We start from the raw sequence: 12,854 nt of genomic DNA, 5'->3' as shown, positions 1-12,854 counted from the left end.
GCTTTCAGGCCGCCACTTCCTTCATGGATATCGCCGGATCCGCCAGCTTTGTCTTAGACACGGGCGTTCGCTTGGCGATCAATTGTTTGCCCGCCATGAACTCCGGCGGGGCGTTGACGGCTTCCACGGCCTGGACGAGGTCGCCCTTGAGGTGGAAGACGGCGAACTTGGCGGCGGCCACGTCGCCGCGCACGATCGTGCTGTCGGCGTCGAACGGCAGGCCGGCGATCTGGAGCTTGAGGTCGTACTGGTCGGACCAGAACCACGGCAGCTCGGGCGGCGGACCCGCGCGGCCGACGATGGCGGCGGCGGCCTGCTTGGCCTGCTCCAGGGCGTTGGGCACGCTCTCCAGCCGGAACTGGCGCTCGTAGATCGGCAGCGGCCGGTGGGCGACGTCGCCGATGGCGAAGACGCGCGGATCGCTGGTGCGGGCTTCGAGGTCGACGACGATGCCGCCCGTGCACTCCAGGCCGGCGTCCTGGGCCAGCTCGACGTTCGGATGGGCGCCGACGCCCACCAGGGCCGCGTCGCAGGCCACGACCTCGCCGCCCTTCAGGCGCACGCCGGTCACCCGGCCGCCCTCGCCTTCAAACGCCTCGACATTGGCGTTCAGCTCGAACGTGACGCCACGGGCGCCGTGATAGTCCTGGAAGAAGGTCGACAGGGTCTCGCAGGCCACGCGGGCCAGCACCCGGCTCTCGCGCTCGATGACGGTGGCTTCGGCGCCCAGGGCGCGGGCCGAGGCCGCCGCCTCCAGCCCGACATAGCCGCCGCCGACCACGGCCAGGCGCTTGCCCGGACCGAGGGCCGCCTTCAGCGCCTCGGCGTCGGCCGCCGTGCGCAGGGCCAGGACGCCGGAAAGATCGGCCCCGGGGATCGGCAGCGCGCGGGCGCGGGCGCCGGTGGCGAGGATCAGAAAGTCGTAGGAGATCACCTCGCCCGAGGCGAGGGTCACGGTGCGGTCGCCGCGGTTGAGGCTGGTCGCCACGCCTTGCAGGCGCAGGGCGACATTGGCCTCGGCGTACCATTCCTGGGGCTTGAGGGCCAAACTGTCGGCGTCGGCCTCGCCCTTCAGCCAGGCCTTGGACAGCGGCGGGCGTTGATAGGGCAGCAGCGGCTCTTCGCCGATCAGCACGATCGGGCCTTCATGGCCGTACTGGCGCAGGAAGGCGGCCGCCGAGCCGCCGGCATGACCCGCGCCCACGATCACCACCTTGGCTTTAGGATCGCTCACGACCGCTTCACTCAACGCGTCTGCCTCCACGACAAAATTGACGACCCCGTCATCTTTTGCAAGCCGAGCCGAGGGTTCATCCGCCTCCAGCCATAGACAGCACCGAGCCCGACGTGAAGAGCGGCGTCCGGAAACTGCGGCAGGCGAACAGGACGGCCGGCATGCGAAAGCCCCGCCGCTGAGCGGCGAGGCTTCCAAACCGTCGAGGATATCGGCGAACGGGCGGTCGTCAGACCACGCGCTCCACCAGCATCTTCTTGATCGAGGCGATGGCCTTGGCCGGGTTCAGACCCTTCGGGCAGACCTGGGCGCAGTTCATGATCGTGTGGCAGCGATAGAGCTTGAACGGGTCCTCGAGGTCGTCGAGGCGGTCGCCGGTCGCTTCATCGCGGCTGTCGATCAGCCAACGGTAGGCGTGCAGCAGGGCCGCGGGGCCCAGGTACTTCTCGCCGTTCCACCAGTAGCTCGGGCACGAGGTCGAGCAGCAGGCGCAGAGGATGCACTCGTAGAGACCGTCGAGCTTTTCGCGATCTTCCGGCGACTGGCGCCATTCCTTCTGCGGCTCGGGGGTCGTGGTGTGCAGCCACGGCTCGACCGACGCGTACTGGGCGTAGAACAGCGTCAGGTCGGGGATCAGGTCCTTGACCACCGGCACGTGCGGCAGCGGGCTGATCTGCACGGCCTTGCCGGGCACCTCGCCGTGGCCGTGGGTGCAGGCCAGGGTGTTGCGGCCGCCGATGTTCATCGCGCACGAGCCGCAGACACCCTCGCGGCACGACCGGCGGAAGGCCAGGGTCGGGTCGATGGTGTTCTTGATGTAGAGCAGCGCGTCCAGGACCATCGGGCCGCAGGCCTCGACGTCGACGTCGTAGGTGTCCCACCGCGGGTTCATCCCGGTCTCGGGATCGTAGCGGTAGATCTTGAACGAGCGCACGGTCTTGGCGCCGGCCGGGGCCGGCCAGTGCTTGCCGCTCTGAACGCGGGAGTTCTTGGGAAGAGAGAGCTGGACCATCTGCGTTCCCCTAGTAAACCCGTTGCTTCGGCGGGATGTAGTCGATGTCGGTCGACATCGTGTAGTTGTGCACCGGACGGAAATCGATCTTCACCTTGCCGGTCTCGTTGTCGAGCCAGGCCAGGGTGTGCTTCATCCATTCGGCGTCGTTGCGGTCGGAGTAGTCCTCGCGGGCGTGGGCGCCGCGGCTCTCGGTGCGGTTGGCCGCGCCGTTCACCGTCACGACCGCCTGGCCGATGAGGTTGTCGAACTCCAGGGTCTCCATCAGGTCGGTGTTCCACACCAGGCCGCGGTCGGAGACCTTGACGTCGTTCTTCTTGTCCCAGACGGCCTGCAGGCGGGCCACGCCGCTGTCCAGGCTCTCGCCGGTGCGGAACACGGCGGCGTCTTCCTGCATCGCCTTCTGCATTTCGAGGCGCAGTTCGGCGGTCGGGGTCGAGCCGTTGGCGTTGCGGATGCGGTCGAAGCGCGCGACGTGCGCTTCGGTGTGCGAGGCCTTCAGTTCCGGCTGCTTGGCGCCGGGGGTCAGGGTCTCGGCGCAGCGCAGGCCGGCCGCGCGGCCGAACACCACCAGATCGATCAGCGAGTTCGAACCCAGGCGGTTGGCGCCGTGCACCGACACGCAGGCGGCTTCGCCCACGGCCATCAGGCCCGGGATCACCTGGTCGGGGTTGTCGCCGGCCTTGGTGACCACTTCGCCGTGGTAGTTCGTCGGGATGCCGCCCATGTTGTAGTGGACGGTCGGCAGCACCGGGATCGGGGCCTTGGTCACGTCGACGCCGGCGAACACCTTGGCGGTCTCCGAGATGCCCGGCAGGCGCTCGGCCAGGATCTTCGGATCCAGGTGGTCGAGGTGCAGGAAGATGTGGTCCTTGTTGGGGCCCACGCCGCGGCCTTCGCGGATCTCGATGGTCATCGCGCGGCTGACCATGTCGCGGGGCGCCAGGTCCTTAACCGACGGGGCGTAGCGCTCCATGAAGCGCTCGCCTTCCGAGTTGGTCAGGTAGCCGCCTTCGCCGCGGGCGCCTTCGGTGATCAGGCAGCCGGCGCCGTAGATGCCGGTGGGGTGGAACTGCACGAATTCCATGTCCTGCAGCGGCAGGCCGGCGCGCAGCGCCATGGCGTTGCCGTCGCCCGTGCAGGTGTGGGCCGAGGTGGCCGAGAAGTAGGCCCGGCCGTAGCCGCCGGTGGCCAGGATCACGGTCTGGGCCTGGAAGCGGTGCAGGGTGCCGTCGTCGAGCTTCCACGCGGTCACGCCGCGGCAGGCGCCGTCTTCCATGATCAGGTCGAGGGCGAAGTACTCGATGAAGAACTCGGTGTCGTGGGCCAGCGACTGGCCGTACATCGTGTGCAGCATCGCGTGACCGGTGCGGTCGGCCGCCGCGCAGGTGCGCTGGATCGGGCCTTCGCCGAAGTTCTTGGTCATGCCGCCGAAGGCGCGCTGGTAGATCTTGCCCTCGGCCGTGCGCGAGAACGGCACGCCCCAGTGCTCGAGCTCATAGACCGCCGCCGGAGCGTTGCGGGTCAGGTACTCGATGGCGTCCTGGTCGCCCAGCCAGTCCGACCCCTTGACGGTGTCGAACATGTGCCAGCGCCAGTCGTCCTGGCCCATGTTGCCGAGCGAGGCCGAGATGCCGCCCTGGGCCGCCACGGTGTGGCTGCGGGTCGGGAACACCTTGGTGATGCAAGCGGTCTTGAGACCGGCTTGCGCGGCGCCGAGCGCGGCGCGGAGGCCCGAGCCGCCGGCGCCCACGACGACGACGTCGAACTTGTGGTCGATGAACGTGTAGGCCGACATCAAAGGGCTCCGGTGAAGGCGATCTTCAGGATCGAGACGATCCCCACGGCGCCGGCGAGAATGCAGACGAAGAGGTTGCCGATGACCAGCGCCGCCTTGGGGGCGAAGGCTTCGACATAGTCTTCGATGACCAGTTGGATGGCGTTCTTCAGGTGGACCAGCAGGGCCACGAAGAGCAGCGACAGCAGGACGGCGTTCAGCGGGATCGCCACCCAGGCCGCGACGGTGTCGAAGTCGGCGCCGGCCAGGCGGATGCCCGCGAAGGCGCCCCAGATGAACAGCGGCACGAGGGCGAGGCCCGAGATGCGCTCGGAGATGAAGTGGCTCACGCCGTGGTGCGCGGCGCCCAGGCCGCGGGCGCGCGACAGCGGGGTGCGGAAGGGGCTGTTGGAGGTGCTCATGGTCAGATCGCTCCGGTCGCGGCGGCGATGATCCAGGTGACGGCGGCGGCGACGATCGCGAAGGCGATCACGGCCAGGCCGGTCATGTCGGCGGTCTTGGGCGCGAAGCCCTTGCCCAGGTCCCAGAAGCTCTGACGGACGATGTAGCCGACGTTGTAGAAGACCGCGACGGTGATGCCGAACAGCAGCAGCTTGCCGATCAGCGAGCCCAGCAGGCCGGTGTAGCAGGCGTAGTGGTCCGGACCCGAGGCCAGCGACAGGGCCCAGCCCGCCAGCAGAAGGACGCCGACATACAGCGCGAACAGGCTGGCGCGGTGCAGGATCGAGCACGCCATGGTGATGTGCCAGCGCCAGACCTGGAGGTGCGGCGACAGCGGACGCTCTGGGAGCCCCCGGCTGGTCTCGGTCATTTTTACGTCCAACCTGTGGATTTGTGCGTTGCGGGACGCTTTTAAGCGCGAGCGCCGGGGTGTCAACGAAACGGCCATTACTTGAGATACGTTCTCAATTCGCCTGGCGAGTGAATGCAGGAACCGCTCAAGCCAAGCTTGCGTTATGGCTGGCTGCCGATGGGGAGAAACATCCAGGGGATGACCGGGCCGATCGATTTCGAGGCCGTGTTCGACCGGCTTCCGACCCCATACATGATGCTCGATCGCGACCTGCGGTACGTGGCGGCCAACCAGGCCTATCTCGACGCCCTGGGCCGCCGCTGGGACGACATCGCCGGCCTGCATGTCTTCGAGGCCTTCCCCAGCCAGGGCGAGTCGCGCGCTCGCGTGGAAGACTCGCTGGTCCGGGCCCGCGACAGCGGCAAGGTCGACCACCTGCCGCTGATCCCCTACGCCATCGAGCGGCCGGCCCATCTGGGCGGCGGCTTCGAGGACCGGATCTGGAGCGCGACCCACACGCCGATTCCCGGTCCGGACGGCCGCACGGCCTACATCGTCCAGCACACCCAGGACGTCACCGCCATCCAGCGGCTTAAGGACGTGGCCTTCGGGCGCGGCGAGATGACCATGCTGCAGGACGACGTGCTGCTGCGGGCCGGCGCCGCCGAGGCCCAGAGCGCGGACCTGCGCCGCCTGTTCATGCAGGCGCCCAGCTTCATGGGCGTGCTGCGCGGCCCCGACCACCGCATCGACCTGGTCAACAACGCCTACAGCCAGCTGATCGGCTGGCGCGACGTGCTCGGCCTGCCCCTGCGCGAGGCCCTGCCCGAGGTGGTGGAACAGGGCTTCATCGCCCTGCTCGACCGGGTCAGCGCCAGTGGAGAGGCGTTCGTCGGCCGCGAGATCAAGGTCGCCCTCCAGCGCACCCCGGACGGTCCGCTGGAGGACCGCTTCCTGGATTTCATCTACCAGCCGATCGTCGAGGCCGACGGCGCGGTGTCGGGCGTGCTGGTCGAGGGCTCGGACGTGACGGACAAGGTGCTGGCCGGCGAACAGCAGCGCCTGCTGCTCGACGAACTGAACCACCGGGTCAAGAACACCCTGGCCACCGTCCAAGCCATCGCCCGCCAGACCCTGCGCGGGGTCGAGAAACCCGAAGCCTTCGTGCGGGCCTTCGAGGCGCGGCTGCTGGCCCTGTCCCAAACCCACAACGCCCTGACCGACAGCCAGTGGGCGGGGGCGGGCCTGCGCCCGATCCTGGCCCAGGAACTGGCGCCCTACGACGCCGGCCGCATCGTCATGGACGGGCCGGACGTCAACCTGCCGGCCCGGGTGGCCCTGTCGCTGGGCATGGTGTTCCACGAACTGGCCACCAACGCCGCCAAGTACGGGGCGCTCAGCGTCGAGGCCGGCCAACTGCATCTGGCCTGGAGCGTCGAGCCGCCGGGCACGCTCCGCTTCGAATGGCGCGAAGCCGGCGGCCCGCCGGCGGCCGCGCCGGCCCGTCGCGGCTTCGGCTCGCGCCTGATCGAACGCAGCATCGGCGCCGAACTGCGCGGCGAGGTGGCCATCGACTACGCCGAGACGGGGCTGACGTGCCGGTTCACGGTGTCGCTGGACCGGGCGTTCTGAGCCCTCTTCGCCGCCGTGGAGACGCCCAGCGGGTCTCAAGCCTTGAACAGGTTGAGGGCGGCCCACTGCAACAGCATGATGGTCTTGCCGTCGCGGATTCGGCCATCGGCGATCATGGCCAGAGCCGCATCGATGGTCGGCTCCAGAACCTCGATGTCCTCGCCCTCGTCGGCATGGCCGCCGCCGTCGCCGATCCGCATCGCCGCGTCATACTCGGCCACGAAGAAATGCAGGATCTCGGTCACCGAGCCCGGGCTCATGAAGGCTTCGAAAATCTTGCGGACGCCGCCGAGACGATAGCCCAGCTCCTCCTCGACCTCGGCGCGGATGCGCGTCTCGGGGTCGGCGTCGTCGAGCAGCCCCGCGGCCGCCTCGATCAGCAGGTCGTCATAGCCGTTGACGAAGGCCGGATAGCGGAACTGCCTGACCAGCAGCACCGTGCGATTTTCCAGGCTATAGGGCAGCAGCACCGCGCCGTTGCCGCGATCATAGGTCTCGCGGCTCTGGGCCTGCCACGATCCGTCGCGCCGCCGCCAATCGAAACTGGTCGTCTTCAGGACGTACCAGTTGTCCGACAGCAGCCTGGTCTCGCGAACGCGAACCCGATCCTTGACGCTCATGCTCAATCCCGCACCCGCGCCACGTAGTCCGCCGACCGCATCTCCTGCAGGCGCGAGACCGTGCGCTCGAACTCGAACGAGCCGTCGCCGGCCGGATACAGCGCCTCGGGCTCGCCGGCGGCCAGGGCCACCAGCTTGGCGTCGGCCTCGTAGAGGGCGTCGATCAGGGTGTTGAAGCGCTTGGCCGCGTCGCGCTTTTCCGGAACCAGGAGGGGGATGTCCTCCAGGAAGATGGTGTGGAAGCGCGCGGCCAGGGCCAGGTAGTCCTGCGGCCCCAGCGCCTGCTGGCACAGGCTGGCGAACGAGCTGCGCACCAGGCCGCCGGCGGCGCGCGGCAGGCGCAGCTTGCGGCCCATGACCTCCAGCGTCGCGCCCGTCTCCTCGGCGCCGTCCAGCATGTCGGCCCAAAGGGCGTCGAACTCGACCTCGGTGGTCTTGTCGAGGGGCGAGAGCCAGGTGCGGCCGGCGCGCAGGCGGTCGAGGCGGAAGTCCACCGGCCCGCGCACGGCCACGACCTCCATCTTCTCCTTCAGCATGGCGATGAAGGGGGTGAAGAGCTGGCGGTTGAGACCGTCCTTGTAGAGGTCGTCGGGCGGGCGGTTGGAGGTGGCGACCAGGGTCACGCCCTCGGCGAACAGGGCCTCGAACAGCCGGCCCAGGATCATGGCGTCGGCGATGTCGGTGACCTGCAGTTCGTCGAAGCACAGCAGCCGGGCCTGGTCGGCGATCAGCTCGGCCGTCGGCGCGATCGGGTCGTCGCCCTTGTGGCGGCCGAAGCGGGCTTTCCGCTCAGCCGCGTCGCCCTTGCGCCAGGCGTCGATGTGGGCGTGCACCTCGGCCATGAAGACGTGGAAGTGGACGCGCCGCTTGCGGTGCACCGGGGCGCTGTCGAAGAACAGGTCCATGACCATCGACTTGCCGCGCCCGACCGGCCCCCAGATGTAGAGGCCGCGCTGGCTCTTGGGCTTGCGGCCGAAGAACGAGAAGCTGGGCTCGCCGGCCCCGTCGAGATCGGCCTCCAGCCGGGCCAGGGCCTCGATGGCGGCGGCCTGGGCGACGTCGGGACGAAGCTCGCCGGCGGCGAGGCGCTCACGATAGGCGGTGCGGACGGACTGAGGCATTGCGGATGCGGGTTAGCGCGGGAAGCGCTGCGGGGAAACCCCGATCCTTCTCCCCTTGCGGGAGAAGGTGGCGCCGAAGGCGTCGGATGAGGGGTCTCTCAGAAGTCGAACGCCGTACCCAGTCGTTCCGCCGTCGCGGCGGACAGGTTTGAGAGACCCCTCACCCGACCTCGCGCTGCGAGGCCACCCTCTCCCGCAAGGGGAGAGGGATCAAAGAAAAAGCCCCGGCCTTGCGGACCGGGGCTTTTCATTGAAACTCAGCGTCGGCGGATCAGGCCGCCCGGCGCGCCTTCTTGACCTTGGCCATGGCGCGGTCGCGGCGCAGGCGCGACAGGTGGTCGATGAACAGCACGCCTTCCAGGTGGTCCATCTCGTGCTGGATGCAGACGGCGAACAGGCCCTCGGCCTCTTCTTCCACCGGCTCGCCCTGGTAGTTCAGGTAGCGCACCTTGATCTTCGCCGGACGCTCGACGGCGTCGTAATATTCCGGCACCGACAGGCAGCCTTCCTCGTAGGCGAACAGCTCTTCCGACGGGTCGAACAGCTCGGGATTGACGAAGAAGCGCGGGGCCGGCTCCTCGCCCTCGCGGGCCAGGTCCATGACGATCACGCGCACGGGCTCGCCGACCTGCACGGCGGCCAGGCCGATGCCGGGCGCGTCGTACATGGTCTCGAGCATGTCATCCATCAGCACGCGCAGGTCGTCGGTGACGGCCTCCACGGGGGTGGAGATCTTCTTCAGGGTCGCCAGATCGGCGGCGTTATCGATGGTGAGGATGCGACGGATGGCCATAACGTCACTCAGGTAGGCGTCCCGTTTCCGAGGGTCAAGGCGGGCGATTGTCCCACCTCGTCCGTCGGTTGGCTATCCGGGGCCGCGATTTCGAGCTTGGTGACCGGACGCACGGCCGTATCGACGGCCGTCAGCTCTTCGATGCCCTTGCCGCCGTGCTCGACCTTCAGCTTCTCGAACTCGCGGGCCTTGGGCAGCACCCGGCTCTCCAGCGAGCCGACGAAGGCGTTGTACTTGTCGACCGCCTGGGAGAGCGAGCGGCCCACCCCGGCCACGTGGCCGCCCATGTCGGCGACCCGCTTGTAGAGCTCGCGGCCCAGGGCGGCGACCTCGACGGCGTTCTTGGCCTGCTCCTCGACCCGCCAGCCGTAGGACACCGCCTTGCACAGCGCGAACAGGGTCGAGGGCGTGGCGATGATCACCCGCTTCTCCATGGCCTCGGTCATCAGCTCGGGCGCGCGCTCCAGGGCGGCGGCCAGGATGCCGTCGCCGGGCACGAACATGGCCACGAAGTCGGGCGAGACCTCCAGGGCGTCCCAATAGGCCTTGGCCGACAGCGACTTGATGTGTTCGCGCAGGGATGCGGCGTGGCGCAGATAGGCGGCCTCGCGGGCCACGTCGTCGGCCGCGTCCTGGGCTTCCAGATAGGCGTTCAGCGAGCACTTGGCGTCGATGACGAAGGCGGCGTTGCGCGGCATCCGCACCACCACGTCGGGACGCACGCGCCCGCCGTCCAGCGACACCTGCTCGGTGAAGTCGACGCCGTGCTTGAGGCCGGCCATCTCCAGCACGTTGCGCAGCATCTGCTCGCCCCAGCGGCCCTGCACGCCCGCGCCCCGGCGCAGGGCGGCCGACAGCTTGCGGGCCTCGGTCTGGGTGGCGGCCGAAGCCTCCATCAGGGCGGCGATCTGGGCTTTCAGGCCGCCACTTTCCTCGGCCCGCGACTTCTCGACGGCGGTGACCTGGGCCTCGAACTTGGCCAGGGTCTCGGCCACCGGCTTCAGCTGCGCCTCAAGGCGGGCGTGGGTGAGCTGGTCGCGGCTCTTGGCGTTCTCGTCGGCCCGCTTGATCAGCTGCTCGGCCACGGCCTGGGCGCTCTTCTCGGCCTGGGCGCGGATCAGCTCGATCTGGGTCTTGGACTGGTCCTCCAGCATGCGGTGGCGGTCCAGCGCCTGCTCCAGCTGGGCGCCCAGCCGCCAGGCCTCCTGCTCGGCGCTGGCGGCCTTGCGCTGCGCCATCAGCGCCCAGACGACCGCCCCTGCCGCGGCGGCCAGGAAGACGAGGGCGAGGATCAGGTAGGGGTCAACGGCGTTCATGCTCCGTTCTTAGCCGGAGTCGAGGGTGGAAGAAAGGCGGGCGCCGCGTCAGGTTCCGGCCGGCGCGCAGGCCCTGTCGGCCAGCCGGACGTCCAGCGTCGCCAGCATCTCGGCGATGTGCGGCTCGGGCGTCGCGTGGACGACGGCCGGCCGCGCCTGTCGAAAGGCGGCGCAGGCCTGCGGGGCGCGGCCCAGGGCCAGCAGGGCCTCGCCCCGCTCCAGCCCGGCCCCGGTCCAGTACCAGCTGCTGTCGTCGGTCCCGGCCTTCCTGGCCAGGGCCAGGCCCCGGTCGATCGTCGCCAGGGCGGCGGGCGCGTCGCCCGACAGCCGCAGGGCGCGGGCCAGCAGGACCTCCGAAGCCCCGTCGCTCGCCCGCCCCTGCGCCTTGGCGTGCGCTTTCCAGACGGCGTCCGAGGCCCGCAGGAAACCGACCGCCTCGCGCGGCGCGTCCACCTTCAAGAGGTCGCGGCCGAAGCCGCCGAAGGCCTCGGCCACCGGTGCAGCGGTCAGATCGCCGCCCCAGCGGCCGGTGGCGATCTGGTCGAGGACGGTGGCGTTGGGCAGCAGGAAGCGCTCGCCGTCCACCAGGATCGCGGCCTTGCGGGCCGTGGCGATCACGCCGGCCTGGTCGCCGGCGGCGGCCTGGGCGTGCGAGCGGGCCACGTAGAGGCGCATCAGGCCGGCCTTGCGCTCCTGCCTGGAAAAGTCGTCGGGCGCCTGGGCGAGCCGCGCCTCGACCAGGGCGACCGCCTCGCCGAACCGATCGGCGGCGGACCGTGCGTCGCCGGACAGCTCCAGCAGGTCGCCTTCGGCGCGCAGGGCCGAGGCGAGCCCGAACTGGTCCCTGTCCGCCTCACCGCCGCCGGCGTCGAGGATCGACCGCCACAGGCGCACATTGGCCTGCGCGTAGACCAGGCTCGGCTTGCGATCCGGCGAGCCGCTCATCAGGTGAAGCAGCTGGGACGTGATCTCGGCCAGGGCGCGCGGATCGCTCTCGCCGGCGCTCCGCCGCGAACGCCAGGCGGCCAGGGCTCCGACCTCGTCGCCTTGGCGCAGGCGCGCGGCCGCCAGGCCGGCCCAGGCGTCGTTCGAAGGCTCGACCCGCACCCGCTCCTCGGCCAGCCGCAAGGCCTCGGCGGCCCGGCCCGAAGACTGCAGCACCCCTTGCAGGAACATCCAGTCGCTGCTGCGCGGTCCCGAGCCGACGCAGTTGGCCCGCGCCGCCGCCACCACCGCCTCGGGCCTGAAAGGATAGGGCGCGGGATCGCGCAGGAAGTGGCCCCATCGCGCGGCGTAGCGAACGCCGGCCGGCTCCGACAGCGGCGCAGCCAGTACTGCGGCCGTCTCCTCGCACAGAGCCTGGGCCGCCGCCGGATCCGGGGCGGAGGGCTGGGCGGCGGCGAGCGCGAGGGCGGCGAGAAGCGACATCATGGCGAGAGAATTATCGCCGGCGCCATCAAAGGTCGAGTCCACACGGCGCGACAGACGGCTCGGGCGCATCAAGGTCGCCTACGAGAACTCCCTGTAGCCACGAGCATCCAGGATCGCCCGGATCCTTTCGTCTTCCCTCACCCGGCCCGAATAGAGCGCCAGCAGGTCCATGGCGGGCGGCCAGTCGCGGCGGGCGAGCTCGTTCAGGTCCAACCCGGTTCCGTAGACCCGCAGATGCCGCAGGCTCGGGATCTCGGACACCCCGGTCAGGGTCGCGAGCGTCTTGCAGTTCAGCACGAAGACCTCCTCCAGCGGCGGGCCGGCCAGGTCGATCGCGGCAAGACGGATCTGGTCCTCGACGTGAAGACGGCGCAGGCGGGGAAAGCGCGTCAGGCTCCCCAGGTCGGCCAGCCCGCGCATGCGGATGATCTCCAGCGTCTCCAACCCCTCGTGCCGGATCTCGTCGATGGCGTCACGACCGCCGAGGACCAGCCGCAGCGATCGCAGATTCGCCACGTCCGACACGAAGCCCAGGTCCTGCTTCTTGGGAATGCTGTTGAGGTCGAGCGCGCGAAGCTGCCGCAGCCCCGCCACCGCCTCGATGCCGCGCGTATGGCCGACGATCTGGAGGTCCGTCAGGGCCTGCGCCCTGGCCAGGGGCGACAGGTCGAAGTCGCGTCGAATATTTTCACCCACGGACAGGTGGGTCAGCCGCTCCAGCGGCAGCAGGTCCAGGAAATCAGGCCGGTCGAAATCCTCCACCCCGAACCCGAAGCGGGTCAGGCGCGGCAGGTCGGCGACGCGCTCGACGTTCTCGATCCGCCTCAGGCAGTCCAGCGTCAGCCATCGCACGTCCGGCAGCAGGGCCAGGAGGTCGGCGTCGAACACGCTGTCGAAGTGAGTATAGAACCGCACCTCCAGCGCCTCGCCGAAAGTCCGGCAAAGTTCGTTCACCCGTTCCAGCATGTCGGCTGATGGGGGCGTGGAGAACTGGACGATGGGTTCGCGTCCCACCGCCAGGATGCGCCGGATATCCTCGGCCTCGATCGCCGCTGGATTGCTGATGCGGGGCTCCACCGTCATGGGTGGAGCCTTGCAGACGCG

General features: G+C 69.5%; 12 protein-coding genes. 1 reads left to right on the top strand and 11 read right to left on the bottom strand.

Translation table 11 applies throughout. The features are described from left to right. Positions 1-4: 4 nt before the first annotated feature. From AC1RRS_RS20240 to sdhC, 5 genes are all read right to left on the bottom strand, one after another. Positions 5-1,234, bottom strand: coding sequence for an NAD(P)/FAD-dependent oxidoreductase (locus AC1RRS_RS20240; RefSeq protein ID WP_492856733.1), 1,230 nt, complete (start codon positions 1,232-1,234; stop codon positions 5-7). Positions 1,235-1,463: 229 nt separating this feature from the next. Continuing rightward, positions 1,464-2,246, bottom strand: coding sequence for a succinate dehydrogenase iron-sulfur subunit (locus AC1RRS_RS20235; protein ID WP_110119588.1), 783 nt, complete (start codon positions 2,244-2,246; stop codon positions 1,464-1,466). Between the two features lie 10 nt (positions 2,247-2,256). After that, a complete protein-coding gene (gene sdhA, locus AC1RRS_RS20230) occupies positions 2,257-4,044 on the bottom strand; it encodes a succinate dehydrogenase flavoprotein subunit (protein WP_492856732.1) in 1,788 nt (595 codons plus the stop codon). Then, positions 4,044-4,445: a succinate dehydrogenase, hydrophobic membrane anchor protein gene (gene sdhD / locus AC1RRS_RS20225; RefSeq protein WP_110119586.1), complete on the bottom strand. Its 402-nt coding sequence runs from the start codon at positions 4,443-4,445 to the stop codon at positions 4,044-4,046. The genes sdhA and sdhD overlap by 1 nt, the downstream gene beginning before the upstream one ends. Before the next feature lie 2 nt (positions 4,446-4,447). Further along, positions 4,448-4,855, bottom strand: coding sequence for a succinate dehydrogenase, cytochrome b556 subunit (sdhC, locus tag AC1RRS_RS20220; RefSeq protein WP_487291952.1), 408 nt, complete (start codon positions 4,853-4,855; stop codon positions 4,448-4,450). Positions 4,856-5,035: 180 nt separating this feature from the next. Here sdhC and AC1RRS_RS20215 point away from each other — a divergent pair, with 180 nt between their 5' ends. After that, positions 5,036-6,469, top strand: coding sequence for a sensor histidine kinase (locus AC1RRS_RS20215; RefSeq protein ID WP_492856731.1), 1,434 nt, complete (start codon positions 5,036-5,038; stop codon positions 6,467-6,469). 35 nt (positions 6,470-6,504) lie between these two features. Here the strand turns inward: AC1RRS_RS20215 and AC1RRS_RS20210 are convergent, their stop codons facing one another. The 6 genes from AC1RRS_RS20210 to AC1RRS_RS20185 form a co-directional block, all read right to left on the bottom strand. Then, positions 6,505-7,089: a GDP-mannose pyrophosphatase gene (locus tag AC1RRS_RS20210; RefSeq protein ID WP_492856730.1), complete on the bottom strand. Its 585-nt coding sequence runs from the start codon at positions 7,087-7,089 to the stop codon at positions 6,505-6,507. 2 nt (positions 7,090-7,091) lie between these two features. Then, complete coding sequence (zapE, locus tag AC1RRS_RS20205) at positions 7,092-8,210, bottom strand: cell division protein ZapE (RefSeq protein ID WP_492856729.1); 1,119 nt, start codon at positions 8,208-8,210, stop codon at positions 7,092-7,094. A gap of 271 nt (positions 8,211-8,481) precedes the next feature. Next, positions 8,482-9,003: a peptide deformylase gene (gene def / locus AC1RRS_RS20200; RefSeq protein ID WP_487291955.1), complete on the bottom strand. Its 522-nt coding sequence runs from the start codon at positions 9,001-9,003 to the stop codon at positions 8,482-8,484. A gap of 8 nt (positions 9,004-9,011) precedes the next feature. After that, positions 9,012-10,319: a DNA recombination protein RmuC gene (locus tag AC1RRS_RS20195; RefSeq protein ID WP_492856727.1), complete on the bottom strand. Its 1,308-nt coding sequence runs from the start codon at positions 10,317-10,319 to the stop codon at positions 9,012-9,014. Positions 10,320-10,367: 48 nt separating this feature from the next. Further along, positions 10,368-11,750, bottom strand: a complete 1,383-nt coding sequence (locus AC1RRS_RS20190; RefSeq protein WP_492856725.1) for a hypothetical protein — start codon at positions 11,748-11,750, stop codon at positions 10,368-10,370. 78 nt (positions 11,751-11,828) lie between these two features. Beyond that, positions 11,829-12,833 carry a leucine-rich repeat domain-containing protein gene (locus AC1RRS_RS20185; protein ID WP_492856724.1) on the bottom strand — a complete coding sequence of 335 codons (1,005 nt, stop codon included), beginning with the start codon at positions 12,831-12,833 and terminating at the stop codon, positions 11,829-11,831. Between the last annotated feature and the right edge of the window lie 21 nt (positions 12,834-12,854).

Source organism: Caulobacter sp. GW821-FHT12A07, from assembly GCF_058807655.1.
The sequence above is the reverse complement of the archived record's forward strand: the minus strand, read 5'-3'. Positions and strand labels throughout refer to the sequence as shown.